This is a genomic window from Opitutus sp., from assembly GCA_024998815.1.
GTDB lineage: Bacteria > Verrucomicrobiota > Verrucomicrobiia > Opitutales > Opitutaceae > Rariglobus.
Genome location: JACEUQ010000001.1, coordinates 1074062 through 1099510, shown reverse-complemented (window position 1 = coordinate 1099510; position 25449 = coordinate 1074062). Strand labels below are relative to the sequence as shown.

Annotated in this window: 19 protein-coding genes; 11 read left to right on the top strand and 8 right to left on the bottom strand. The window is 57.5% G+C overall.

Annotated features, from left to right (window positions below; all coding sequences use genetic code 11):
• Positions 1 to 145 precede the first annotated feature (145 nt).
• Positions 146 to 1069: a LysR family transcriptional regulator gene (locus H2170_04750; GenBank protein MCS6299396.1), complete on the bottom strand. Its 924-nt coding sequence runs from the start codon at positions 1067 to 1069 to the stop codon at positions 146 to 148.
• 106 nt (positions 1070 to 1175) lie between these two features.
• On the opposite strand from H2170_04750, the gene leuC reads away from it, so the two are divergent.
• The 4 genes from leuC to H2170_04730 all read left to right on the top strand — a co-directional run bounded on the left by leuC (position 1176) and on the right by H2170_04730 (position 4570).
• Positions 1176 to 2594 carry a 3-isopropylmalate dehydratase large subunit gene (gene leuC, locus H2170_04745; protein ID MCS6299395.1) on the top strand — a complete coding sequence of 473 codons (1419 nt, stop codon included), beginning with the start codon at positions 1176 to 1178 and terminating at the stop codon, positions 2592 to 2594.
• Positions 2595 to 2701: 107 nt separating this feature from the next.
• Entirely contained in the window at positions 2702 to 3304 is a 603-nt protein-coding gene (leuD, locus tag H2170_04740; protein MCS6299394.1) for a 3-isopropylmalate dehydratase small subunit, read from the top strand.
• Between the two features lie 285 nt (positions 3305 to 3589).
• On the top strand, positions 3590 to 4165 hold the full coding sequence (locus tag H2170_04735; protein MCS6299393.1) for a MotA/TolQ/ExbB proton channel family protein: 576 nt from the start codon (positions 3590 to 3592) through the stop codon (positions 4163 to 4165).
• Positions 4166 to 4171: 6 nt separating this feature from the next.
• On the top strand, positions 4172 to 4570 hold the full coding sequence (locus H2170_04730; GenBank protein ID MCS6299392.1) for a biopolymer transporter ExbD: 399 nt from the start codon (positions 4172 to 4174) through the stop codon (positions 4568 to 4570).
• Between the two features lie 252 nt (positions 4571 to 4822).
• Here the strand turns inward: H2170_04730 and H2170_04725 are convergent, their stop codons facing one another.
• The 5 genes from H2170_04725 to H2170_04705 all read right to left on the bottom strand — a co-directional run bounded on the left by H2170_04725 (position 4823) and on the right by H2170_04705 (position 12411).
• Complete coding sequence (locus H2170_04725) at positions 4823 to 6979, bottom strand: polysaccharide biosynthesis tyrosine autokinase (protein ID MCS6299391.1); 2157 nt, start codon at positions 6977 to 6979, stop codon at positions 4823 to 4825.
• Positions 6980 to 6981: 2 nt separating this feature from the next.
• Complete coding sequence (locus tag H2170_04720; GenBank protein ID MCS6299390.1) at positions 6982 to 7605, bottom strand: polysaccharide biosynthesis/export family protein; 624 nt, start codon at positions 7603 to 7605, stop codon at positions 6982 to 6984.
• 6 nt (positions 7606 to 7611) lie between these two features.
• Positions 7612 to 8748, bottom strand: a complete 1137-nt coding sequence (locus tag H2170_04715; GenBank protein ID MCS6299389.1) for an outer membrane beta-barrel protein — start codon at positions 8746 to 8748, stop codon at positions 7612 to 7614.
• 29 nt (positions 8749 to 8777) lie between these two features.
• Positions 8778 to 9680, bottom strand: coding sequence for a FecR domain-containing protein (locus H2170_04710; GenBank protein MCS6299388.1), 903 nt, complete (start codon positions 9678 to 9680; stop codon positions 8778 to 8780).
• A 124-nt stretch (positions 9681 to 9804) separates the two neighbouring features.
• Entirely contained in the window at positions 9805 to 12411 is a 2607-nt protein-coding gene (locus tag H2170_04705; protein ID MCS6299387.1) for a leucine--tRNA ligase, read from the bottom strand.
• Positions 12412 to 12414: 3 nt separating this feature from the next.
• Here H2170_04705 and H2170_04700 point away from each other — a divergent pair, with 3 nt between their 5' ends.
• The 7 genes from H2170_04700 to mdoH are packed head-to-tail and all read left to right on the top strand — an operon-like array spanning position 12415 to position 21181.
• Complete coding sequence (locus H2170_04700; protein MCS6299386.1) at positions 12415 to 13785, top strand: trypsin-like peptidase domain-containing protein; 1371 nt, start codon at positions 12415 to 12417, stop codon at positions 13783 to 13785.
• Positions 13782 to 15188 (top strand): PDZ domain-containing protein, encoded by a 1407-nt coding sequence (locus tag H2170_04695; protein MCS6299385.1) that lies wholly within the window; start codon positions 13782 to 13784, stop codon positions 15186 to 15188. The genes H2170_04700 and H2170_04695 overlap by 4 nt, the downstream gene beginning before the upstream one ends.
• A 54-nt stretch (positions 15189 to 15242) precedes the next feature.
• On the top strand, positions 15243 to 15839 hold the full coding sequence (locus H2170_04690) for a riboflavin synthase (protein ID MCS6299384.1): 597 nt from the start codon (positions 15243 to 15245) through the stop codon (positions 15837 to 15839).
• A gap of 7 nt (positions 15840 to 15846) precedes the next feature.
• Positions 15847 to 16923: a uracil-DNA glycosylase gene (locus tag H2170_04685; protein ID MCS6299383.1), complete on the top strand. Its 1077-nt coding sequence runs from the start codon at positions 15847 to 15849 to the stop codon at positions 16921 to 16923.
• Positions 16920 to 18440, top strand: a complete 1521-nt coding sequence (locus tag H2170_04680) for a glucan biosynthesis protein (protein MCS6299382.1) — start codon at positions 16920 to 16922, stop codon at positions 18438 to 18440. The genes H2170_04685 and H2170_04680 overlap by 4 nt, the downstream gene beginning before the upstream one ends.
• Positions 18428 to 19015, top strand: coding sequence for a hypothetical protein (locus H2170_04675; protein ID MCS6299381.1), 588 nt, complete (start codon positions 18428 to 18430; stop codon positions 19013 to 19015). Before H2170_04680 ends, H2170_04675 begins: the two co-directional genes overlap by 13 nt.
• 6 nt (positions 19016 to 19021) lie before the next feature.
• A complete protein-coding gene (mdoH, locus tag H2170_04670) occupies positions 19022 to 21181 on the top strand; it encodes a glucans biosynthesis glucosyltransferase MdoH (protein ID MCS6299380.1) in 2160 nt (719 codons plus the stop codon).
• A gap of 202 nt (positions 21182 to 21383) precedes the next feature.
• Here the strand turns inward: mdoH and H2170_04665 are convergent, their stop codons facing one another.
• Together H2170_04665 and H2170_04660 are read right to left on the bottom strand one after the other, a co-directional pair.
• Positions 21384 to 22877, bottom strand: coding sequence for a hypothetical protein (locus tag H2170_04665; protein ID MCS6299379.1), 1494 nt, complete (start codon positions 22875 to 22877; stop codon positions 21384 to 21386).
• Positions 22878 to 23147: 270 nt separating this feature from the next.
• Positions 23148 to 25358, bottom strand: a complete 2211-nt coding sequence (locus H2170_04660) for an adenylate/guanylate cyclase domain-containing protein (GenBank protein MCS6299378.1) — start codon at positions 25356 to 25358, stop codon at positions 23148 to 23150.
• Positions 25359 to 25449: the final 91 nt, after the last annotated feature.

Sequence of the window (25449 nt, the reverse complement as noted above, 5' to 3'; positions counted from 1 at the left end):
AAGGCCACGGGGAGTGTGCGCATGAAGTGTGTGAGCAAACACATTGAGCTCACGCTCAAAGCCACGAGGAGGGTGTTCGCGAAGCGTGTGGCCTTGAGCGTGCGCTCAAGGATGCCGTAACCCTCAAATTGAAGGCGAATGGGTGTCAGGTTTCGGCCGTCTCGGCGGCGGCGACCGCCACCGACAAAAACGAGGCCAGCGCCGGATCGAGATCGGCGGACGCTTTCCAGCCGATGACGAGGCTGCTTTCCGGCGCGGGTCCGTCGAGCGGGCGAAACACCACCTCCGGCGGGAGCTGGCGCGCTTCGGACGGGCACACGAAGGTCGCGCCGATGCCCGCGCGGACCAGGCCCACGCCGTTGGCGCGCGGCCAGACTTCCTCGGCGATGTGCGGGGTGACTCCCGCCTTGGCGAAGGCCGCCAGCACCCGGTCGTAAAACCCGGGGTTGTACGCGCGGGGAAACAGCACAAACGGGGTCGCCGCCAAGTCGCGCAGGTGCAGCGAGGGCAGGGGGGCGAGCGGGTGGTCGGCGGGCAGGAGCACGCCGTTTTTCTCGCGCAGCAGGAGCTTGGTTTTGAGCCCGGGAGTCGGCGTGGCCTCGGGGTGGAAAAAACCGCAGCCGAGTTCGCCCGCCTGCAACGCCGCGACTTGGGCCGAGGTGGGCGATTCGTTGAGTTCCAGCCGGATGCCGGGATAAGTGCGGTGAAACTCGCGTAAAATCGCCGGCAGCACCGTGGCCATGGCCAGGCCGGTGAAGCCGGTCTTGATGTGCCCGCGCACGCCTTGGGCGAGCGATTGGAGTTCGGCGGGGATTTTGGCCAGCCCGCGCAGCACCGGCTCGACCCGTTCGGCCAACGCCCGCCCCGCCGCCGTCAGCTCCACCTTGCGCCGCGAACGAGTAAACAGCGGCGTACCCAGGGCGGCCTCAAGTTGGGCAATTTGTCGGCTCAGAGCGGGTTGGGCGATGGCGAGCGTCTCGGCGGCTTTGCGGAAATGCAGCTGGCGGGCCACCTCCAGGAAGTAAACCAGGTGGCGCAACTCGAAATTGAACTGATACTCGCGAGGCATCACTGATGACGGAACAAGTATTTCCCCGGTATGCAAGATTCTGCTAAAGTAGTGGCTCGTTTCCGTTCAACGGACGCTTTTAACCGCACCCTCGCTCACCTTCATCATGGCTAAATCGCTCTTCCAAAAAGTCTGGGACTCCCACTCGGTCCGCAAGCTGGCCAACGGCCAGACGCAGCTGCTCATCGGCACGCACCTCATCCATGAGGTCACCTCGCCCCAGGCCTTCGGCATGTTGCGCGATCTCGGCCTGAAGGTCGCCTACCCGCACCGCACCTTTGCGACGGTTGACCACATCGTGCCCACCGACCAGTTCGTCGAGCCCTACGCCGACCCGCTCGCGCAGGCCATGATGGACGAGCTGCGTAAAAACTGCGCCGAAAACAACGTGACGTTCTTCGACCGCGCCTCCGGCAAGCAGGGCGTCGTGCACATCGTCGGGCCTGAGCAGGGCATCACCCAGCCCGGCACCACGATTGCCTGCGGCGACTCGCACACCTCCACCCACGGTGCCTTCGGCGCGATCGCCTTCGGTATCGGCACGAGCCAGGTGCGCGACGTGCTCGCCACCCAGACCATGGCCCTAGGCGCGCTCAAGGTTCGCCGCATCGAGGTCACCGGTAAATTGCCCCCGGGCGTCTACGCCAAGGACGTTATCCTCCACATCATCCGCCAGCTCGGCGTGAACGGCGGCACCGGTTTCGCCTACGAATACGCCGGTTCCACCTTCGACGGCTTCACCATGGAGGAGCGCATGACCGTGTGTAACATGTCCATCGAGGGCGGCGCCCGCGTGGGTTATGTTAACCCTGACGAGACGACCTTTGCCTACCTCAAGGGACGTCCCTACTCGCCGACAGGTGCCGCCTGGGATGCCGCCGTCGCCAACTGGAAGTCCTACGCGTCCGACGCCGGCGCCGTTTACGACGATATCGTCAAGATCGACGCCTCCTCCATCGCGCCCACCGTCACCTGGGGCATCAACCCCGCGCAGGGCATCGCCATTACGGAAAACATTCCCAGCCCCGAAACCGCCACTTCGGCCGACGACAAGGCCGGCATCATCGAGGCGTTGGAGTACATGAAACTCCCCGCTGGCGCCGCGATCAAGGGCACCAAGATCGACGTCGCCTTCCTCGGTTCCTGCACCAACGGCCGCCTCTCTGACTTCCAAGAAGTCGCCAAGTACATCAAGGGCCGCAAGGTCGCCGCTGGCGTCAAAGCCATCGCCGTCCCCGGTTCCCAGATCGTCGCCCTTCAGTGCGAAAAACTCGGCATCGACAAGATCCTGGCCGAGGCCGGTTTCGAGTGGCGCGCCGCCGGCTGCTCGATGTGCCTGGCGATGAACCCCGACAAGCTTGTGGGCGACCAGCTCTGCGCCTCGTCCTCCAACCGCAACTTCAAGGGCCGCCAAGGCTCGACCACGGGCCGCACCGTCCTGATGAGCCCCGTCATGGTGGCCGCCGCTGCCGTCACCGGCCACATCGCCGACGCCCGCGAAGTGTTCTCTGTCGCCAATAACTAAAACTAAAAAGTAGCGAGTAGCGGGTAGCGAGTAGCGAGCATTCTGCTGGCCTCCGCAATTCCGCCTACTCGCTACTCACTACCCGCTACTCGCTACTTTAAAAAACCATGGCTCTCGCAAAAATCACCTCCGTCACCGGCCGCGCCGTCAACGTTCCCGGCAACGACATCGACACCGACCGCATCATCCCGGCGCGCTTCATGAAGTGCGTGACCTTCGACGGTCTGGGCGAATTCCTCTTCAACGACGTGCGCAAGCAGCTCGACGGCACGCCGAAGGAGCACCCGCTCAACGAACCGCGTTTCGCTGGGGCAACCATCCTGCTCTCCGGTGCCAACTTCGGTTGCGGCTCCTCCCGTGAGCACGCCCCCCAGGCCATCGCCAAGTACGGCTTTAAGGCGATTATCGCCGAAAACTTCGCCGAGATCTTCTTTGGCAACAGCACCACGCTCGGCATGCCCTGCGTGACTGCTTCGCGTGAAGACATCGCCAAGATTGCCGCCGCCGTGACGGCCAATCCGCAGACCGAGGTCGTCATCGATCTGGTGAAACTCGAAGTCCGTTTCGCCGGCCAGGCGGTCAAGATCGCGCAGCGTGAGAGTGCCCGCGACGCCCTGGTCAACGGCCGTTGGGACGCGATCGGTGAGCTGATCGACGGCAAGGCCGATGTGCAGACCACCGCCGCCAAGCACGCCTACATGACGGCCTGAGTTGGGGACCCTTCCGCATCGTTCTCGTTCTCTTACTCCTACTCGTTCTCCCGCCGTCTTCGATCCGCTGACGAACGAGAACGATTAAGAGAACGAGTAACCGCCCGACTGATTCCGTTCACCCCGATTCGCCTACAAAAGGCCCTAGCGGAATCGGATTTTTAGCCGCAAAGGAACGCAAGGATCGCAAAGCTAAGCCAAAGCCGATTCCTCTTTGCGCTCTATGCGTTCTTTTGCGGCTACACTTCCGCGTAAAACGCTCTAACTGAACCTCGCCTCCTCCACATGATCCTCGCTGTCATCGACATCTTTAAAGGGGCCGACGTCCTCATCTATCCGCTCGCGGTGTGCTCGGTCGCGCTGGTCTATATTCTGGCCGAGCGGACCTACGGGCTGCGCAGCTCGATCATTTTACCCGACGACCTCGTGGATGCGGTGGTGGGCGGCAAGCCGGTCACGGGCGGACAACACTCGGTGTTGGCCCGCATTATTACCTTTGCCGAACAGCATCCCGCCGATCCCGACGCGACCAAGGCCTTTGCCCGCCTGGAAATCGTGCGCATGGAGCGCGGGTTGCCGTATCTCGACGTGATTTATGCCGGTGCGCCGCTGATCGGGCTGACCGGCACGGTGTGGTCGCTCATCCGGGTGTTTTCGAGCATTTCGGGTTCCACCGGCATGCCCGATCCGGCCAAGTTCACCAGCGGCGTGTCGCTGGCGCTTTCCGCGACGGTGATCGGCCTGATTATCGCCGTGCCGGCCCTGGTTGGTGGCGGTATCCTGCAACGCCGGGTGGAAAAGTACGCCGCGCAACTCGATGTGCTGCTGGAGCGAATCCTCGCCCGGGCCAACGCCAAATAATCGGCTATGAGCGGACTCTACCAACGCCGCCGCAAGCGCCCCGAGTTGAACCTCGTGCCGCTGATCGACGTGCTCGTGATGCTGGTTTTCTTTGCCTTTGTGACGATGCAGTTCCGCTCCTCGGCGACGCTGAATATCACGCTTCCAAAGGTGGAAACCGCCGGCAAAAACGAGTTCAAGGGCCCGGTGACTATCGGCATTTCCAAAGACGCCGGACTCTCCTTCAATGGGCAGGCGACCACCGAAGCGCAGTTGGCCGATTTACTCCGGCAGGTGCGCGAATTGGATAAGGACACGCCGGTGCTAATCCGCGCCGACGAAACCACGCCGCTGAAAACCCTGACCTTTGTGATGGATACCTGCCGCAAAAGCGGGCTCAACCGCTTCAGTCTGCAAAGCCGTTAACGTTTTCGAGTTGATGGAGTCCGGCCAAAGTAGCGCAGACTTCCAGTCTGCCCCTACTCAATTACGTTCAAGTGAGGTTTACGGGCATCCTTGAGCTCACGCTCGAAGCCACTCTTTTCGGCGCACACACTCCTCGTGGCCTTGAGCGTGAGCTCAGGGGTTTTGCCCAAAGCGTTCCGATTTCCCCCAAGAGTCGATTTATTTATGCTCATCTTGAGCGCGAATGCGGCTCAGAGCTCACTGCATTCCAGCTCAGTCCTGCGTCCCGTAGTATTTTTTATAACTCCGGTAATAACGGTAGTTCGAATAATATTCGATCCGGCGCGGGGTCAGGCCGTTGAGTACGATTCCCAAAACCTCGTTTTTACCGGCCCGCAGCGCCTTTATATAGAGGCGAATATGTTTTCTTAAAGCGCGGTTAAAACGGCACACATAAACCACTTCATCTACGCGCTCGGCGATGAGCAAGGCATCGGTTACGGCGCCCAACGGGGGCGAATCGACGATGACCAGATCGTAGTGTTTCTTGAGCTTTTCGAGCAGTTGGCCAAAGGCATCACTTTCCAGAAGCTGGGTGGGCGATTTGGAGCGGCCGCCCGAAGTCAGCAGGGCGAGGTTTTCCTCAATCGTAGCGATGCCCAAAATAGGGTTCAGCGCCGGGTCACCCTCAAGCGGGCTGCCTGCTTCAAACCAACTAATCAGTCCCGACTCATTGGTCCGGTCATAATGCCGGTGCAACATGGGGCGGCGGAGGTCACAGTCGATCAGCAGCACGGATTTACCATGCCGGGCAAAGCTGGCCGCAAGGTTGGATGAAACCAGGGTCTTGCCTTCACCGGGGATGGTGCTGGTGACGAGGATTGACTTGGGGAAATCCAGTTTGGAATGGATTTTGACCGAACTATATACACCCAAAAATGGCTCCACTCCGGCGGTTTTTTTGTTATCGAGTATGATCTTATACTTCTCGGAGTCCTTGAGATTTGCGAGGTCGGGAATAATTCCCAGCAGGTTTACGCCGATGAAGTGCTCGATGTCCCAAGCGCTCTTGATCCGGTCATCAATGAAACTGAGTCCAATGGCTACGCCAAGAAAGACCAATATGCCCACGCCGACTGAGGTTTTGGTGATGCGCCCCAGGTCGGGTGTATAAGGACTGTCGGCGGGTTGCGCTGAATCAAGCGGGCGGACCGGTATTTTTTCCAGGTACTTGCTGGTGGTTGCCTGGGTGAGCCGGTCAAGGATCTGCGAGTAGTTGTTTTTGGCCACCTGCGCCTGGTTCTCCAAGCTGCGGAACTCAATCGATAAGTCGCGCAGGCGCAGTTGTTCCTTTTCTTGGGCCGCATATTCATGCTCCAAGGATTTTTCGTTTGCCGAGGCGCGCTCCAGACTCGTTTTGAGGTCGGCGACGGCGAGTTTTACGGCCGTATCTAGCTGGGTTTGGACGATGGTGAGCGCATTGACCACATTGATCATCTTCGGGTGGCGCTCAAGGTAGCGTTCCTCAAGCAACGAGCGGTCGCGGTTAAGCCCTTCGAGTTGCTTGCGCAGATCGGGGATTGATCCGTAATTAGCGACCGAAGCAATTTCGAACAGGTTGCGCTTGTCGGTTAAATAGCGGTCCACCAACCGGTACTGCTCCTCGATGGTGAGGCGCTCAATACGGGAGGTTTGCAGTGCCGCATTCACCGAGCTCAAGCGGGACTGGGCGATATTGGTGCTGTTGTCTAACGATACCAAATTCTGCGCGCGCATGTAATCTTGCAGGCGCTGCTCGGCGACGCGGGCCTCCTCCATGAGTTGGCCGGATCGGTCACGTAAGTATTTTACCGCGTAATCATGCCCGCCGCTGACATTATCGAGAAGGCTCTCGATGAATTGTTCAATGTATCGATTGGCCAGAATGGCGGCGGCTTCCGGGTCCCGATGCGATACGCCAATACTAATGAGGAAGGTGCTGCGGACCGACTGGACGGACATGCTGCCCATATCAATCCATTGCGGCGGGGCTGCGCCAGGCGGGAGGTCTTTTATATAGGGCCGCTGTAAGACTTGGCGCTCGGCGGGGGAAAGGGATGCCTGCACACGGGCGCGCATCTTGCCGCTTTCGATTACTTTGATGTAAGTATTGAGCTCGATATCACTATTGATACCGGTGTCGACGACCTCCTGACTGGTGACGACTTTTTCGGGTTTCTCGATTTGCAGCGTCGCAAAGCTGCGGTACAGGGGTACGGCCCTGGATTGGTAATAGGCCATGCCAATCGATATCACCAAAGCCAGCGGCAGGGCTATCCAGAATCGCTCCCGCAGGATGATGTAGTAATCCCGCAGTGTGCGCCGCTCAATGGCATCATCCTCTTTATGGGAGGATTTATGCGCAGATGAAGATTTGTTCGCCTCGGACATTTTTATATAATCCGCTCGGGTACGAAGACAATATCTCCCGGCTCAAGCATAAGGGAGTTGTCCGAAATATTGGCGCGGTCTTTGCCTTTGAGCAGGCTGTCCACGTCGATCGTAAAAACCTGTTTTTTCCCATCTGGGGAAACTCGCGTTATATTCACCGCAGTTCCCTTTGCCGTATCGGTAAAGCCACCGGCACGCGACACCAGTTCCAACACCGTCATGGAGGTTTCAATCGGTAGCGGGTACCGCCCCGGGGAACGAATCTGGCCCTGAATCGACACCTCGCGCGCCGCATAAGTTTCTATATTTATAGTGACCTGCGGGTTGCGAAGGTAGCGGCCTTCGCGGTAGGCGGTTTCAACCGACTTTTGGGCTTCGCTCAGGGAGAGTCCGGCAACGACCACTTCGCCGACGAGCGGGAGGTTGATTTTACCCTTGGCATCGACCCGCGACATGGTGCGCAGGTCATCTTCTTGGTAAATATCGATGCGGAGCAGGTCCGTGAGCGTTATTTTGTAGGCGATGGCCGCCTGATTGGGGGCAGTTGCTGTTTTAGACTGCGCGCGTAAAGACCCCACGGCAATGGTGAGAAATACGATGAAAAAGAGAAGTGCGCGCCGAATCATGGGGGGTTACCAGCGGGAGCCTAAATTCAAGGTGAGCGTGTTGCGGTCAAAGCTGGAAATCGATCGATTTGATTGATTTACGAAGTAGCTGTAGCTGAGTGAAATGCGTAGGTGCTGGTTGAGTGTGTAGCTGGTTCCCGTGCGCCAGGTTGCATAGTAATCGCTGCGGTCGAGTTCGCTGCCGTTAAGGAATTGGGATTGGCCTGTGCCCAGGCCGGTAAATAGCGACCATTGGTAGGTGAGTGCGTATTGGGCATCAAGGTTAAAGCTCAGGTTATCCACGCTCGATTCGTTCGCCGTGGTGCTGAAGTCCTTGTCCACCGTTGCGGTCAAATTGAAGCGGCGATTGATCGCCCAGGTCACTGCCGCGCTCGCTGTTGTGCTGCCAAAGGACTGGCCCGACGCGTCGTCTTGGCGAAGTTGATAACCGGCGCGAATTTCGCCTTTGAGTTTTGCGAGGATTTTCCCCGAAACGCCCGTGGTGATCGCGTGGTCGATGGATTGATTATTGGCGGAGGTGTCACTTTGGCGGATTCGATAGCCGGCCAGGAGTTCGCGCTGCGAATTGTATTTATAAAACAAGTCGGTACTGGCGCTTTTGGTGGTGAGATCCGTGAGTGCAGTGGTTGGGCCTGTATAATCGACCATGCCGTGGCTTAAGGTTCCGCCCAGACTATAACGATCAATCACCGGGTATTTCCAATTAAATCCAGTGCTATAATTCCAAGATACGGTTCGCTGATTGATGGCCGGGTCCGCTTGGCTTTGACGAGCGGCCGAGAACGTTATGGAGCCGGTTGCGCGTCCTGTTGTTTTGTTGAATTCCAGATTAAGTGTCGGGTCGGAAAAACTTTCCGCTGCGTTTTCCGCGAAATCTGCGCGGGTCCAGGACAGTTCCGCGTTAACGCCGATCATTCCCGCATTGCGTGCATAATCCACCGCAAGGGTCGTGGAGGTGATGATGTCACTTTTGCCCTCGTGGGCTGAATTAATGTTGGAATCGTAACCGGTGGCCAGTGTCCCGGTAACGGAGAGTTCATCCCGACCTTCGGCTGACTTTACCAGTGCTACGGCATTATTACCAACGAGATAAATGCAAGTTCCCGATAGGATAAATGCGCGCCTTATTAGCCCGTGAAGCATGCGAAACGTTGCGGCGTAGCCCAGCGGCCTTAGCGAATGACCGTCCGGGTTATTCTAAACGGGCTGACCGTATTGGGCCCTGGAATTGCCCCGGGCAAAACGGTTACAGGAATCAATACATCCTCTTCGAGATCGCTCCGGTTAAATACATTCTGAGTACGAGCTGTGCCGTTGTTCTGATTATTTCGATCGGCGACTTCAAAGTATACGGTGCGCCGGGCCATGGAGGCGAGAGCCGCCTTTCTTTCCATCCCTTGCTGTTCGTTTTCATTGAGCTGGCGAATTGTTATCGTGGGTTGCGTGATGATGGATTCGCGGGTAATATAAGCCTGTTGGCCGACAAGCAGTGATTGCCCTCCCGGCCGGCTGCGGTCGCGAAGTGTCGTGCTGCCGTCGAGCACTGAAACCGTCGTGCGCTGATCATTGGTATCTATGACCACCTTGCTGCCGTGGATGGCTATATCAATGTGCCGCGTTTGGTAGTTCATCGTGCTACCTGCGGCCAATTTACTGGTGCTTATCCCTATCGTGCCGCGCATCAAAAGCGCCTGGGTGGTCGAAATGGAGGGCTCCAGTTCCAGGTCGGGGCGATTGGGCGGGAAGGGGGCTTGTTGAAACTGCACGATTTGCAGTTGGGTGCCGGGTTCAAGTGAAACCCCTGTGCCATTGGAGTACACAATGGCCAAACTCGCGTTGGGTTGGGTTTCCAAGATGCTCCCCTTCGCCAAATGTACGCTCTTGGGGGTCAGCTCCACGATTTTATCGTCGATATGAATCGTGCTGGCGCCGTCTGTTTCAGCTATAAAGATTTTGCCCGTCGGGTTGGGTGCGTTTTCGTTGGCCGCATGGATTAACCCGGTGGCAAACAGGCCGATGAACGCAGTGAGGTATCCGAGTCCGGCGGTGGCGCGAGTTGCGTTAACGGTTTTCATGGCTGGAGGTTACGCGTTTTAAACTGCAGCCCTGCGGAACACCGATCGTTTTTTTTGAGCAGAACGATTGGCGGGGGGGGGCTCCTAGGGTCTACACCCTAGGAGTTGGAGGCCGTACGGGGTTTTACTCAACCACAATGTTGAGGATTTTGCCCGGGACGAAGACGACGCGTTTGATGGTTTTACCTGCTAGATACGGCGCGCTGTCCGCATGCGCTAGGGCGAGTGCCATGGCGGCCTCTTGCCCAGTGCCCACGGCAACCGTCAGCTCGGCGCGCCGTTTGCCGTTCACCTGCACGACAACCTTTTGCTCCGTGGTGACCAGTTTCGCCGGGTCGTAGGTCGGCCACGGGGCGAGCTGGATCGACTGCGTGCCGCCCAAGCGCTCCCAAAGTTCCTCCGCGATGTGCGGGGCCAGCGGGGCGAGGATTTGCAGAAACTGTTGCAGCGTCGCACGGCTGACGCGCTCGGCTTTCTGAATCGCGTTTATGCAGATCATCATCTGCGAAATCGCGGTGTTGAAACGGAGGGCCTCGATGTCCTCGCCCACTTTTTTGATGGTTTCGTGCAGGAGTTTAACCATCTCGGCCGAGTCAACGGCGGCGTCGTCGGAGATCTTGGGGTTGACTTCGCCTTCGCGGCCGAGGCACTCGCGCCAGACTTTTTGCAGGAAGCGGTGCACGCCTTCGATGCCGTTGGGATTCCACGGTTTCATCGCCTCGAGCGGGCCGAGGAACATCAGATAAAGCCGCAGCGTGTCGGTGCCGTGGGTGGCGATGATGTCGTCGGGGTTAACGGTGTTGCCGCGGCTCTTGGACATCTTTTCGCCGTCTTCGCCCAAGATGATGCCTTGGTGGAAGAGTTTGGTGAACGGTTCGGACTGCGGCACGACGCCGAGATCGAAGAGCACCTTGTGCCAAAAACGCGCGTAGAGCAGGTGCAAGACGGCGTGTTCGGCGCCGCCGACGTAGAGGTCGGGAACGCCCCAGTAGGCGAGCAGTTTCGGGTCGGCGAAGGCCTGGTCGTTCTTCGTGTCGATGAAGCGCAGGTAATACCAGCACGAGCCGGCCCACTGCGGCATCGTATTGGTTTCGCGGCGACCACGAATCCAGTCGTTGCCGGCGGGTTGCGGTTGGGTCGCGGGGACGGCGGCACCGGTCGTGAGGTTGACCCAGACTTCGAGCCATTCGGTGACGTTGGCCAGCGGGCTTTCGCCGTTGCCGCTGGGCAGGTAGGACTGCACTTCGGGCAACGTGAGCGGAAGCGCGGCGGTGGGAAGCGGCAAGGCAAACCAGGTGAGGTTCGTCGCGGCGTCGCGGTAGGTGACCGGCGCGGGCGGCAGGTCGGCGGCGCGCACGGCGGCGGCTTTGCGGTAGTCGGCCTCGGTGACCCAGAGCACGGGGAACGGTTCGCCCCAGTAGCGTTGGCGGGAGAACAGCCAGTCGCGCAGTTTATAGTTAATCGTCGCCTTGCCGCGACCTTGCTCGGCGAGATCGGCGGTGAGCTTTTGTTTGGCCTCGGCCCAGGGCAGCCCGCTGTAGGCGCCGGAGCGCACGAGGTGGCCGTCGCCGGAGTAGGGGAGTTTCACGGCGACCGGCTCCGCGCCTGCCGCAGCCGGGGCGGCGGCGGGTTCGATGACCTGGATGACGGGCAACTGGTATTGCACGGCGAACTCGTAGTCGCGTTCGTCGTGGGCGGGGACGGCCATGATGGCGCCGGTGCCGTAACCCATCAGCACGTAGTCGGCGATCCAGACGGGAACGCGGGCACCGTTGGCGGGATTGACGGCGTAGGAGCCGGTGAAAACACCGCTCTTGTCCTTGGCCAAATCGGTGCGCTCCAGGTCGCTCTTACCGGCGGTCTTCTTTTTGTAGGCGTCGACGGCGTCGCGTTGGGCGGGCGTCGTGAGGGCGTTGGCCAGCGGGTGCTCGGGCGCGATCACCATGTAGGTGACGCCAAAAACTGTGTCGGGGCGGGTGGTAAACACCTTCAAATCACCGAGGTCGGCGCCTTCGAGTTTAAACAACAACTCGGCACCTTCGCTGCGGCCAATCCACGCCTCTTGCATACGCTTGGTGGAGTCGGGCCAGTCGACGTCTTTCAAGTCGGCGAGCAGGCGCTCGGCGTAGGCGGTGATGCGCAAAACCCATTGGCGCAGGTTGCGGCGCTCGACGGGGAAGCCCCCGACCTCGGATTTGCCGTCGATGACTTCTTCGTTGGCCAGCACGGTGCGCAACTCGGGGCACCACCACACCGGGCGCTCGTCGACGTAGGCCAGGCCCTTTTTAAAGAGCTGGAGGAAGATCCACTGCGTCCAGCGGAAGTACTTCGGATCGGTCGTGTCGACCTCGCGCTCCCAGTCGTAGGAAAAGCCCAGGGCTTTGATCTGACGGCGGAAGTTGGTGATGTTGTTCTGGGTGTTCGAAGCCGGGTGCGTGCCGGTTTTCACCGCGTGCTGCTCGGCGGGCAGGCCGAACGCGTCCCAGCCGATCGGGTGAAGGACATTAAAGCCCTTGGCGCGTTTGTAGCGCGCGATGATGTCGGTGCCGGTGTAGCCCTCGGGGTGGCCGATGTGCAGACCCGCGCCGGACGGGTAGGGGAACATGTCGAGCACGTAGTATTTCGGCTTCGACGTGTCGTTAGTCGTGCGGAATGAGTGGTTTTCCTCCCAGAAGGTTTGCCAATGCGGTTCGATTTGGAGGAAGTCGTAGTCTTTGCAATGCGTTGCCATCGGATTAAACCCGCCACCGTGAAGGATTCTCTACTCCCGTCAATCACTCGAAAACTACTCGTCTGCTCCGTCGTCTTTTTGACCTGGAGCGCCGTTGCCGAGGCCGCCGTTTCGCGCGGCTTTAACCACCTGCTCGACGCCGTCGTGCGCATCGATGTACGCGAGGAGTCCTTCGATACCGGGGCCCGTCGCTTCTCGGCGGGGATCGGCTCCGGGGTCATTGTCTCCTCGGACGGGCTCATTTTAACCAACGCCCATGTCGCCAGCCCGCGCTCCGTCGAGCTGTCGGTGACGCTTGCCAGTTTGGAGCGGGTGAACGCCACGCTGGTCGGCTGGGATCACTGGACCGACCTTGCGCTGCTGCGCATCGACCTCGCCGAAGTGAAGCGCCGCGGGCTCACGTTTACCCACGCTGATTTTGCCAACTCGGATAAACTCTCGCCGGGTCAGTCCGTGTACGCGGTTGGCACGCCGCACGGACTCACGCGCACGGTGACGCGCGGGATTATCTCCAATAACCGCCGCTTTTTTGCCGATAATCGCGGCGTGAAGGGCTACGAAACGGGGCTCTTTAACACCTGGTTGCAAACCGACGCCGCCATCAATCCGGGTAACTCGGGTGGCCCGTTGGTCGATGAAGACGGACGCGTGGTGGGCATCAATTCGCGCGGCTACCTCGGGGCCGATAACCTCGCCTTCGCCATCCCGGCGAACATCGCCAAGCGCGTCGTCGCCGGCCTCACGGCCGAGGGTGCCATCACGCGCAGCTACATTGGCATCGTGCCGGGCGCCCTGCTCGATCTGGAGGGGTTTTATGCGCTCAAACAAAACACCGGCCTGCTCATCAACAGCGTGGATCCGGGCTCGCCCGCGGCCAAGGTCGGTCTGCGCGGCGGCGACATCGTGCTGTCGATTAACGGCGCGGCGGTGGACGGTCGCTTTCCCGAACAGCTGCCGCCTATTTTGAACATCATCGCCAGCCTGCCGGTGGGTTCATCGGTGAAGTTGGTGGTTAAACGCGGCGAGCAAACCACCACCTCCGTGGTGGTGACCGAAAAACTCGAAAGCCGCCAGGGCGAGGAGTGGGCCTTTGAAAAGTGGGGTTTAACCGTGCGCAAAGTTTCGCGCGCCTACGCCCGCGAAAACCAGCTCGACGACGACACCGGCCTGCTCGTGATCGGCGTGCAACCGGGCTTTCCCGCCGCTGTCGCCGGGGTGGGCCGAGGGGATATTATCACCAAAATCAATCGCGAGCGCGTCGCCTCCTTGGAACTCGCCAAGACGATGCATGCCGACTTTGTTGCCAAACCGGCACCGACCTTGTTCGAGACCGAAACCGACCGGCGCGTCTCCCTTTTTATTCTCAAGCCATGATAAAGTCCCTTCGCCTGTTCCTGTTGCCGCTCACCGTGTCGCTGCTGGCGTGCGCCGTGGCGAGGGCGGCGGACCTTCCCGCGCTCTTTGCCGAGCGGGCAAAATCCGTGGTGGCGGTCGAGTTTTTCACCGAGAGCGAATTGGACCGGCGGCCGTCGATCACGGCCGCTTTTGTGGCGGATGTTAACGGCACGCTGGTGCTGCCACGCGCGGCCATTAACACCTTTCTGCCGCCGTCCAAACTGAAGGATTTTCGCGTCTACCTGCCGGGCCGCCCGGTGAGCGATTACGCGCAAGGCGAATACCTCGGACAGGACCCGGTGAGCGGTTGGCACTTCGTCCGCGTGGAGGCGAAACTGCGCGCGAGCCTGGTGCCAGTGACGACGTTCGCAGCCGCGACGGCTGCCGCTGAGCCCGCGATTGGCGAGGAGTTTTGGGGCATCGGGCTGCGCGGCAAAGATGAGGATTTTAAGCCCTACTTTATGGCGGGCCGGGTTTCGCATTTGCAGCAGATGCCAGAGCGCACGGTGGTGGCACAAACCGAGGTGGCCGCCCCTGGGTTGCCGGTGTTTTCGCGCGAGGGCGGGTTTGCGGGCGTGGCGGTGGGTGGTTTTGGCCAGTCGTTTATCCAACATGCGCGTAACGAGCGCGGCCAATCGATCTTGTTGGTCAATCCCGAGGAGAGCAGTGTGTTTCAAATCTCCGCCGATGTGACCCCGTGGCTCACGCGGATTCCGGCGAGTCCGTCGGGGCGGCCGATCGCTTGGTTGGGCGTCTATGGCTTGCAGCCGATGGACCCGGAGGTCGCGACTTTTTTGAAGTTGGATCAACAGTCCGGCTGCGTCGTGAGCGAGGTGTTGGAGGGCAGTCCGGCCGAAGTCGCCGGGGTGAAAAACCGCGACATTATTCTGGCTATCGACGGTCAGCCGCTGCCGCGCTTCAAGCCCGACCGCGTCGTAGTCGGCTTCGTGGACCGCGACATTTCCATGCGCAAGCCGGGCGAAACAGTGACGCTGACGGTGTTGCGCGGCAGCGAGCGGCTGGAGCTCAAGTCCACCCTGGTCGAGCAGCCGAAATTGTTGCGCGAAGCCGACCGCACGTATTTTGAGCGCATTGGTTTCACCGCGCGTGAGTTTGTTTATGGCGACGGTATCCTGCGGCGCGTGAAGCTCGCCGGGCGCAAAGGAGTGATCGCCAATTTTGTTAAAAACAACAGCCCCGCCGGCACCGCAGGACTTCAGCCCGACGACTGGATTCAGGAGGTTGACGGCACCGAGGTGAAAACCTACGCCGAGGCCGTGGCCAAGTTGGCCGCGATCGAGGCGGACACCGCCCGAGCCGAGTTTGTGCTCCTCACCAGTCGCAACGGCGAAACCGCCGTGCTGCGCGTTAAGCTCAAGTAGACGGTTGCCTGTATCGACCGCCCGCTTAATCCGCACCGACCTTTATCACTTTTTATGTTCACCGGAATTGTTGAAGAAACAGGCAAAGTCGTCGCCTTCACGCGCGGCACCGATTCATGGAAACTGCAAATCGCCGCCTCCGCCGCGTTGCAGGATGTGACGCTGGGCGACAGCATCGCCGTCAACGGCTGCTGCCTCACGGTCACCCAATTCGACGCGCACTCGCTGTGGTTCGACGTGCTGGAGGAGACCCGCCGCGTGACCAGTCTTTCGACGATCACGGCGGGTGCGGCGGTTAACCTGGAGCGGGCGCTGCGCTTTGGCGGGAAGATCGGCGGGCATTTTGTCACCGGGCACGTCGATGGTTTGGGCGTGATTGAGGTGTTTGAGCCGCGTGGGGCGGATCATTATTTGCGCGTGCGCGGGCCGGCCGGGCAGGGGCGTTACCTGATTCACAAGGGCAGCATCACGATCGACGGCATTTCTCTCACCGTGGCCGAGGTTTCGGGCGACACTTTTGCGGTTTGGCTGATCCCGACCACCATTCAAGTCACGAATCTACGCGAAAAGCAGGTCGGCTCACCGGTTAACTTGGAGTTCGACTTGCTGGGCAAGTATGTCGAAAAGCTGCTCGTCGCTCCACGGAGCTGAACCCCACATGCGCACCGCGCTCACAGCACTGACGGAAGAACTTAAGCGCCTGAAAACCACAGGTGTTTCGACGGTTTCGGTCTCGGCGGAGAGCCTTGCGGCATTGCGCAACGTGGTGGCGGCGCGGGCCGCCAAGTCGTTGGGCGCGGCGGTGGGTTACCCTGTTTTGGTTGAACCCGTTAAGCCGCAAGTCCCGTCGAAGGCTGCGTCCGCTTCGGGATCAGCCGTGCGCGAGTTTTCACCGACAGCCGCAGCGGTTAATCCGCCTGTGGCAACCGCGAGAACCGCGCCTGCGCAGTCCCCAGCTCCCGCGGCGGCGCCCATGTCCGCACCCCTGGCGGCGTCTGCACCGACGACGCCGATTAAAGTTAAGCCTGCGCCGGCCCCCTTGCTTCCGCCCCCGCCCGTCGTGAACCTTCCCGCTGGCGACAAAGCAACGCGCTGGGCTTGGTTGCGCGAGCAGGTTCTCAACCACCCGGTCTGCCTTGCGAATGTGCGGCCAGGTAAAAAAGTCGTGTTCGGCGTGGGGTCGCTCGACGCCAAAATCCTCTTTGTGGGCGATGCGCCGGGGCCTGAAGAAGAGGTGCAAGGTGAGCCGTTTTTTGGGCCAGCAGGCCAATTACTGACCAAGATGATTCTGGCGATGGGCCTCAAGCGTGAGGACGTCTACATCGTTAATCTCATGGCGTGGCGTCCGCAGACCCCGACCGCAGCGGGCATGGAGCAGGTCGCCAACCGCGACCTCACGGCGGAGGAAATGGCGTTTAGCTTACCGTTTTTGCGCGCTCAAATCGAAGTGGTTAAACCCGATCTTATCGTGGTTTTGGGGGCAACGGCTGCGCGAGGTCTGCTTGGCGCGAGCAGTTTCAAAACCTTGCCTGAGGTCCGCGGGCAGTGGAAAAATTTTTTGGGTAAACCGTTGATCGTGAGTTATCACCCCAGTTATTTGCTGCGGCAGGAAACATCCGGGCCCACGGCAGCACGTAAGGCTAAGCGCGCGACCTGGGAAGATCTCCTCAAAGTCATGGAACGTGCTGGACTGACGATCACGGCTAAGCAACATGCCTATTTCTTAGACAAATGAAACGACTCCTACTTTTGGGGATTAGCCTTACTGTATTGGGTGGCACCGCCAGCCGAGCGAACGATGTACCGTTCGACTTCGAGGTGCTGCAATATCGAGCCAAAGTGCTTGCTTCCAAGCCCTTCGCCGAACGACCCAATCGGGTGCCAGAGGCCTTGCGCAAGCTTTCGTACGACCAGTACCGCGACCTGCGCTTTAATCCCAACGAGGCTTGGGGACGGCGTGAGCGCCTTCCCTTCCAGCTCCAGTTTTTCCATCCCGGATTCATTTACAACCGTACCGTGCTCATCTCCGAGGTGATGAACGGCCAAGTTGACATGATCAAGTATGACAAGGATCTGTTTAACTTTGGTGCCAATAAGGATCTTGGTAGTATCCCGGGCGACATGGGATTCACCGGTTTCCGGATACACACCGCGCTTAATAACAACGAGTACCTCGACGAGTTGGCGGTATTTCAAGGCGCGAGCTACTTCCGCGCCTTGGGTAAGGGCATGCGCTACGGTCTTTCGGCACGCGGCTTGGCCCTCAACACCGCCGAGCCTGGCGGCGAGGAGTTTCCCGTGTTTGAAGAGTTTTGGATTGAGCGCCCTTTAGCTAAATCAAAGTCGATTACCGTTTACGCCCTGATGGACAGCGTGAGCGTGAGCGGGGCATTTCGCTTTATCATCACCCCTGGCGATGCCACGGTGATGGAGGTCAAGAGTGCGATTTATCGACGCAAGGATGTGACCGTTTTCGGTGTGGCGCCTTTGACGAGCATGTTCTGGTTTGGTGAAAACGGGTCCCATAAAAACGATGACCTGCGTCCCGAGGTGCATGATTCGGATGGTTTACTGATGCAGCGTGGGAATGGCGAATGGCTCTGGAGGCCGCTCACCAATCCTAAGTCCGTCCGCGTAGCAGCTCTTGGTGATGAAAATCCAAAGGGTTTCGGTTTGGTCCAGCGCGACCGTAGTTTTTCTTCTTACGAGGATTTGGAGGCTCATTATCATGAGCGCCCGAGTATCTGGGTTGAGCCGATTGGGGCTTGGGGCCCTGGTGACGTTCGGTTGGTTGAGTTGCCCACCCCGAATGAAACCGAAGACAATATAGTGGCTTTTTGGGTTCCGGCTAAACTTCCGCCTTTGGGTGAGCCTGTACTTGCTGAATATAAATTGCATTGGTTCCAAGAGGGTAAGCCCGGTGCACGCACGCCTCCTGCTGGTTATGTTACCGCAACACGCAGCGGGCGCTCCGCTACACAAGAGTCTGACTTGGTCCGTTTTTGGGTGGATTTCACCGGTACTTATTTAATCAATCAACGCCCACTGCCCGATATTGATGCCGAGGTCGAGGTAGGCGTAGGGGCGAAATTAGTTCATAAGAGCCTAGAAAAAAATCCCTATAATGGGAGTTGGCGCGCCGCCTTTGCGATCAAGCCCGACGGCTCTGGTCGACCGGTCGAACTTCGCTGCTCCCTTAAAAAGCCTCCCCACATTCTTTCCGAAACGTGGAGCTATCTATGGACTCCATAGACCAGCCCTTGTCGACGTTCCGTCCCCTCACAGGGACGATGGAAGCATGGAATGCGGCGTATGTACGGGTGGAAGACTACCTGCGTGCGCACCGAATTCATAACCGACTTCACCAGAGTCGCTTAATTCAGGCTGTTTTAGAGCGTGCCGCACAACGTCACGCCGAGAACCCGGTCCTCGATCCAACCACTCTGGCAGCCGAGGCAGTTGAGGAAATGATGGACCAGTGGTTTGCTGATGTTCTCGGAATTAAGGATCGTGAACATCAACGCATTGCGATCGATGGTCGCGTGGCGATGCTGCTTTGCGATGGTCCTCAGCAGTGGCCGTATGCATTTCTCGATCGGAGTAATATTCCCGCTGACTTCGCCACCACCATGCTCGCCAGTTCGATCAAAGCCGGGCCTGACATGACCGTTTCGAGCATGGTGCCGCGTGACATCGACCTCGGTACGATCACTGAGGCGGCCGGCGAGACGCTGGAACGGATGGAGAAATGGCCTTTGCTGCGTATGGTTTTGCTGTGGGCCTTATTCCTCGGGGCCCTGCTTGGTATCTTCTTTGTTACACGCTAAAAGCGTATGAAATCCCCGTCTCCGACTCTGCATCAATTCATCAGTCAAAAGCGCCTTTCTAGACGCAGGGCGTGGTTTTATTCAACCGTGCTGTTGCTGACCAGCATTGCCACTTGGTTCATGGCCGATCTGTTGTGGCGTAATGACAAGATAAACGGCATCGAGTGGGTTCTCTTGGTGCTGTTCGTGATTTTATTCGCGCAGATTGCAGTGGGTTTTGTCACCGCAATGCTAGGCCTGTATGTGATCAATCGTGGGGGGGATCGCCAGTGTATCACGCGTACAGTGGATTGGGATCATGAGGATGTGCCGTTGGCCAGCACGGCGATTGTGATGCCGGTATTCAATGAAGACGTCAGTCGGGTATTCGAAGGTTTACGCGTCATTTACCGCTCTTTGCAGGAGACCAAAAAAAACGAGCACTTCGATTTTTTTATTCTTAGCGATTCCAATAAACCCAACCAATGGATCCAAGAGGAAATCGCTTGGGTTGAATTGTGTAAGCAGGTGAATGGCTTCGGGCGGATTTTCTACCGTAAGCGCCGTCATCAAATTAATAAAAAATCGGGTAATGTGGCTGATTTTCTTCGCCGTTGGGGCAAGCGCTACCGCTATATGTTGGTGCTTGATGCTGACTCGATCATGACCGGCGAGGCCATCGTTAAACTGGTGGCTATGATGGAGAAAAACCCGCAGGCTGGTTTGATTCAAACCGCCCCACGTCTAGCTTACGGCGAGTCGCTCTATGCGCGTATGCAGCAGTTCGCCAATCGACTCTATAGTCCGATTTTTTTGGCGGGCTTAAATTATTGGCAGCAGCAGGATGGCAATTATTGGGGGCACAACGCGATTATTCGTGTACAACCCTTCATTGACCATTGCGCATTGCCCGACCTGCCTGGCACTGAGCCATTCGGCGGTCGCATCCTTTCGCATGACTTTGTTGAGGCTGCACTCATGCGCAAGGCGGGTTGGCAGGTTTGGCTAGCGCATGACATTGAGGGCACCTATGAAGAGGGCCCACCCACTCTGATTGATAGTGCCAAACGTGATCGGCGTTGGTGCCAGGGAAACCTTCAGCACGCCTGGTTAATTGCCGCTCGTGGATTCCGGCCTGCCAACCGGTTTCATCTTTTGATGGGTGTGATGGCCTATGTTTCCTGTCCGCTTTGGCTTCTATTCCTCGTGTTTAGCACCATACACGTGTTTAATCAGGTGCTCTCCCCGGTTACGGGCGCGGTCGCGTTCGAGACTTATACGCGGGTGTTTGGCCATATTCTTGAAATCCCTGAAGCGTTTATACTCTTCATTTTCACCATGCTTCTCTTGTTTCTTCCCAAGATCATTAGTGTGGTGACAGTCATGCAAAAGTCCTCGGATGCCGCTAAATTTGGCGGCCGGGGGGCGTTGGTTTTATCTGCATTGATGGAGATCATTTGCTCCGGCTTGTTGGCCCCCGTGCATATGATGTTTAATAGTAAATTTGTGCTCTCAATTTTGCTGGGTCAGGGGGTTTCGTGGGTCACCCAACGCCGTGGGGCCGAAGATGGTACTGACTGGCGAGAAGCAATTATCACTCACGGTGGCCAAGCCTTATTCGGACTGGTTTGGGGGGTATCATCGTTTATATTGCTGCCTGCCTTCTTCTGGTGGCTGAGCCCCGTGCTTGCAGGATTGGTGTTGTCCATTCCAGTTTCGATTATACTGAGCAAAAACTCCCTCGGACAAAGAGCTCGTAAGTTGGGGGTATTTCTCACACCGGAAGAAACTCAGCCGCCCCATGAGTTGAGTCGCTTGACCCAGAACTTGGTTGAATGTTATAAGCACATGCGCCCAATCGAGGTTTTACGTAACGACTATGGTCTTCTTCAGGCTGTACTAGACCCGTATGTAAATGCAGTGCATGTGGCTATGTTGCGCCAGCGGCGTCCAAGCGAGGAGTCCCGGGATTGGTTTGTCACTTTGCGTCAGCGCTTATTGAGCGAAGGCCCCGCTCAGCTAACAACGAAAGAGAAACTAGCCCTCTTGCTCGATGCGGAGTCGATGATTCTTCTCCACGAGGAATTGTGGAAGCAGCCCAGTTCTGCGTTGGCAGAGTGGTGGCGCTTGGCAATCCGCCAATATAACGTGCTCACACTGACTCCGACAACGGCACTTTATCGCTAATTAGAGCCTGTCCCAAATTTCCGGATTTTTAAAAAGTGCGCAGAGGTCCATTGGGATTGCGGGCGAACGAGGTGGCACGAATCACCCCAGCGACGTTAAACGGCGGCCCGAATCGATTTTTCCCGCCCCCAAGCGCGGTAGTAAGGTACGGCAAAGCCGGGGCGAGCCCCAGGGTTATTCACATTTTTGCCGGAAAATTGAATTAAGCGGCCAGCGGAAGTGTTATTTCCTCGGCAAGGATTCGTGACACCAGCCAGAGGTTGTGACCGAGTACACTCCAACCCACCGAACGGTAGCGGTTGGCAAACCCTTTACAGCGCAAGCGTCCGCCGAGGCGTTGTTTGAGGATCGCAATGCGCGCTTCGGTCGCCGAACGGCGCCGCTGCAATTGGGCGAAGCGTTTTTCGCTCAAACGCTCCTTGAGCGCGTGCGGATCACGCGGGCATACCGCATCGTAAACGTCTTGTTGCTTGAGCATTGCGGAAGTTTTTTTGGTGGCGAAGCCGCGGTCGGTGCCGACCGCGCTAATCGGCGCACTCAGGTCAAAGCGGTTCTGCCGCGCCAGGCTTTCCTCGAGTTGGCACCATTCTGCCGGAGCCGCGCCCTGGTAGAGTTGCCAGTCGGTGATTAAACCGGAGAGCGCCTCGCTCAACAGCAACGAGTTGCCAAACTCGACTTGGCTCCCTGCTTTGCCGCGAACCAGTACGTTCACATCAAGTTCATGCACGCTGAGGATCTTTTGGTCGTTGGGCACCGGGCGTCCGCCGATGATGCGCTCGTGGGCCTGCTTGATGACGGCGGGCAGTTGGCCGAGCATAGCGTCGATGCGGGTGGTTATCCGCTTGGTTTGGCGTTGGCTGTAATGGGTTTGGCTATACTTCTGCGCCAACAGGTCGCGGTGGCGGCGGGCATGTTCTCCGATCGTGCGTAACAGCGTCTTCATCTTGCGCAGGATCTGTTTACGCGCGCGCTTGGCGTCGTTGCGGCGGCCTGCGTGGGTCATTGACATGCACAACTTGTTCATCTGCTTGGCAAAGCACTCCGGCTCTTCAGGCATACGGTGGAGCAGTCCAGCGCGGCGGATTAAAATCATGGCCTTGAGCAAAGTCTTGGACACATCACGCAACAGCACCCAGTCCACCGGGAAGTGGATGTTGGTCTCCAAGCACGTGCCGTCGATGAGGCAAACATCCATGTCCAGCGGCGCGCTCAACCCGAGTTCAGTGGCGCGATCCTTCTCGCCGCACATCTCCACCAACACTTGCCCCATCCAGCGCACCTGTTCGGCGGTGAAAAACTTCGAGGCCCGCTCCAGCACACTTTTGGACGCCCCCTTGATTCCCTCAAGCGTGCGAACACCGCAAAAATCCGCCAGTAAATCACTTGAGGCAATGCTACGGGAAAGCTCGCGAAAGGATATGTTGCCCAAATGCACCCGCAACACTTCAAAGCGTAACGCTTTGAGCGCAAACTCCATACGCTGGCGTAGTTGTGCGACACTGGCTTGGCCTGCCCCCGCCTTGGCAAAGTCCATCGCCATCGTCTCCAAGTGGCTGCCACGCAACAACGCGTCGAGTCCTTCCAATTGCTGGCGAAACTCGGCGTAATCTTTATTGGCACCGACTGGCGTTAGCGCCGGACGCAACCAGCGTTGCAGGGCAATGGCCGAGGTGGCGGATACGGGTTTTGACTTCATGGCCGATTATAGCGGCTTTTTTTTGACCAAAACCAGGGAATTACCCCTCTTTAGGCATCATTAAACTTATGCTAATAGTTCACTGCTAGGTTTTTATGCTTTCGGGACAGGCTCTAATTAGAATGGTGGGCTAATCACCCTGCCGTTCGCTTATATGCTCTTTTTAGGGAATTTTTTTGAGACTCCTGTGTGTCGTCATGTCAAAACATCAAAAATCCGTGACTGAACTCATTTCAGCCACGGATTTTTTATATGTTGATTTTGGTACCCTTATTTAACCGACATCACGTATTCTCCGTCCCAGTCCGCAGGCGGCGGTGAAACTTGGTACCGTTGAACGATATCAATATAGATAAGCGATGGGTTACTGGTGACGCCCGCAGTAACACCAGGTTGATTGGGCTCCAGTGACGCGCTTTGTCGCAACAGCGCCAGCGAACCATCCCAATCACGTTTGTAGTGTAGCGCCAAAGCTTGCTCAAAGATACGCAGGCATTGCCGCGTAGTCTCGGAGACGGCTTCCTTGAGACCTACGATTTCAAAAATGGGCACTGCGGTGGAGCGGCCCTTGACCACGATTCTGCCAAGAGCGCGGAAAACGACCCGGTCGCCTCCATGTTCTTCACAGGCATTTTTGGTGGCATCCGTGCACATTGAATAAACACCCCAACTTTTAGCGCCGGACTCCATACGGGCCGCGAGGTTCACATTATCACCCATCATCGTGTAGTTGAAACGCGTGGTGCTGCCCATATTGCCAACGATTACAGGCCCGCTATTGAGTCCGATACGCGATTGCATCTCTAGCACGATTTGGGGCCAGGTGTGCCCGTGAGATTTCCATATTTCTCGAAGCTCAAGCAGCTTAATATGGATGCGCTGGCTGGCAACGCAGGCGCGCAGGGCATGGTCAGGAAGCGGTAGGGGGGCGCCAAACATGGCGACTACTGCATCACCGATGTATTTATCCAACGTACCGCCTTCTTCTTGAATAATATTAGTACAGGCGCTGAGGTATTCATTCATTAATACCACGAGTTGGGCTGGCGAAAGTTTTTCGGAAAAACCGGAGAATCCCTGAATATCTGAGAAGTAGGCGGTGATTTCTTCCTGGTGGCCACCCAGTTCAGGTGATTGACCTGAGTTGATCATTCGATTGACGAGTTCCGGTGATACATAGGTACCGAACATGCCTTTGATGCGTTGTGCGGCGCGTTGTTCATTAATTAATTGTCGCACAATCATAAAAACCTGCAAACTACCAAAGCCAACCAGTGGCCAAATCAGGGGGAGCCAGATGCTCCAAAAGGTCCAGCAAAAGAAACCGATCCCAAGGTAGATCGTCGGCACACCCAAGGCAAAAACAGCCTTTCGCTTGAGTGATTTTTTACTGAATAAAATCATGCCGCTTAACCCAACGGCCAAAGTTGCAATTAGCACTTTCCAGTTAGCTATATAGGTCGAGTAGTCCTCGTTGAGAATATTATCGATTGCGTTGGCATGCACTAGGACGAGAGGAGTTTCAGCCCCGTAAGGGGTTAATCCCATGTCGCTTAATCCTGTCGCAATCTGCCCCACAAGCAGGATCTTGTCTTTGACCGAAGGCAGTCCTTCCTGTGGGTCGTTTTGCTGATATTGTTGATGGTAGCCATAGGTTATCGCTGAATACCCCAAAATGGTTTCGGCATCTTGGGCACCCTCGAACGCAAAGCGGTAATTAATTAAATAACGCCCTGCTTTATCAATTGGGATTTTCCGGCGAAATGACGTGCCTTCCAGATAAATGGCCTCCCCCAAAACTACGCGTACCTGACTGGGCTCGAGCTGGCCATAAACCATTAAGGTTTGCAGGGATAAACTGGGCTGAATTCGGCCGTTTATGTTTTGCAACATTGGCACGTGACGGCGTACTCCGTCCGCACTGGGAGGGGTGTCGGCAAACGCGGTTAACCCCACCGATTGCAGTTTAGTGATCGGGCGCATGGCAAACCCCGCACTCGGCAGTTGGGTTAAATCGCCCTCGATTCGAAGTATCGGTTGATTGGAGGCTTCAATCAGTGGGTCCTGGCGCGGATCTACGTCTTCATGGTAGGCACTGAATACCATTCTCCCATTGAGTTTAGCGGCGGCCTCTTGAAATGCTGTGTCGTCTTTTTCGTTTTTGGATTTTTCAGGAAATAAAATATCCCATGATACGCAGGCCGGTTTACCAAATGAGATACTTTCCGAAAACTTGGCATGTACGGTACGGTCCCAAGGCCAGCGGCCGTTATATTCGATACTGCCATCATCAATACCAATAGTCACTACCCTTGGGTCAGCTGGTTTTTGATAGCGCACCCGATATTGGGTGATGAGATCGAGTGGTACATAGTCCAGTCTTTGAATCCACGGGGTGGAGCCGAGTGCGTAGGCCAGCCCAATACATAATACAGTCGGCTGTATGTAGTATTTGAGGATGCCTTTGATGTTTTGATTCATGATGAAGGGATGATTAGTGATTAAATTGTGTTGGCAACGTAGAACATGGTATCAAGCCATGCATTCCTTTATTGGTGGGTATAAAAAAGGC

Coding starts and splice junctions, on each gene's coding strand:
- H2170_04750 (MCS6299396.1), bottom strand. CDS start 1,069: ATGCCTCGCGAGTATCAGTTCAATTTCGAGTTGCGCCACCTGGTTTAC.
- leuC (MCS6299395.1), top strand. CDS start 1,176: ATGGCTAAATCGCTCTTCCAAAAAGTCTGGGACTCCCACTCGGTCCGC.
- leuD (MCS6299394.1), top strand. CDS start 2,702: ATGGCTCTCGCAAAAATCACCTCCGTCACCGGCCGCGCCGTCAACGTT.
- H2170_04735 (MCS6299393.1), top strand. CDS start 3,590: ATGATCCTCGCTGTCATCGACATCTTTAAAGGGGCCGACGTCCTCATC.
- H2170_04730 (MCS6299392.1), top strand. CDS start 4,172: ATGAGCGGACTCTACCAACGCCGCCGCAAGCGCCCCGAGTTGAACCTC.
- H2170_04725 (MCS6299391.1), bottom strand. CDS start 6,979: ATGTCCGAGGCGAACAAATCTTCATCTGCGCATAAATCCTCCCATAAA.
- H2170_04720 (MCS6299390.1), bottom strand. CDS start 7,605: ATGATTCGGCGCGCACTTCTCTTTTTCATCGTATTTCTCACCATTGCC.
- H2170_04715 (MCS6299389.1), bottom strand. CDS start 8,748: ATGCTTCACGGGCTAATAAGGCGCGCATTTATCCTATCGGGAACTTGC.
- H2170_04710 (MCS6299388.1), bottom strand. CDS start 9,680: ATGAAAACCGTTAACGCAACTCGCGCCACCGCCGGACTCGGATACCTC.
- H2170_04705 (MCS6299387.1), bottom strand. CDS start 12,411: ATGGCAACGCATTGCAAAGACTACGACTTCCTCCAAATCGAACCGCAT.
- H2170_04695 (MCS6299385.1), top strand. CDS start 13,782: ATGATAAAGTCCCTTCGCCTGTTCCTGTTGCCGCTCACCGTGTCGCTG.
- H2170_04690 (MCS6299384.1), top strand. CDS start 15,243: ATGTTCACCGGAATTGTTGAAGAAACAGGCAAAGTCGTCGCCTTCACG.
- H2170_04685 (MCS6299383.1), top strand. CDS start 15,847: ATGCGCACCGCGCTCACAGCACTGACGGAAGAACTTAAGCGCCTGAAA.
- H2170_04680 (MCS6299382.1), top strand. CDS start 16,920: ATGAAACGACTCCTACTTTTGGGGATTAGCCTTACTGTATTGGGTGGC.
- H2170_04675 (MCS6299381.1), top strand. CDS start 18,428: ATGGACTCCATAGACCAGCCCTTGTCGACGTTCCGTCCCCTCACAGGG.
- mdoH (MCS6299380.1), top strand. CDS start 19,022: ATGAAATCCCCGTCTCCGACTCTGCATCAATTCATCAGTCAAAAGCGC.
- H2170_04665 (MCS6299379.1), bottom strand. CDS start 22,877: ATGAAGTCAAAACCCGTATCCGCCACCTCGGCCATTGCCCTGCAACGC.
- H2170_04660 (MCS6299378.1), bottom strand. CDS start 25,358: ATGAATCAAAACATCAAAGGCATCCTCAAATACTACATACAGCCGACT.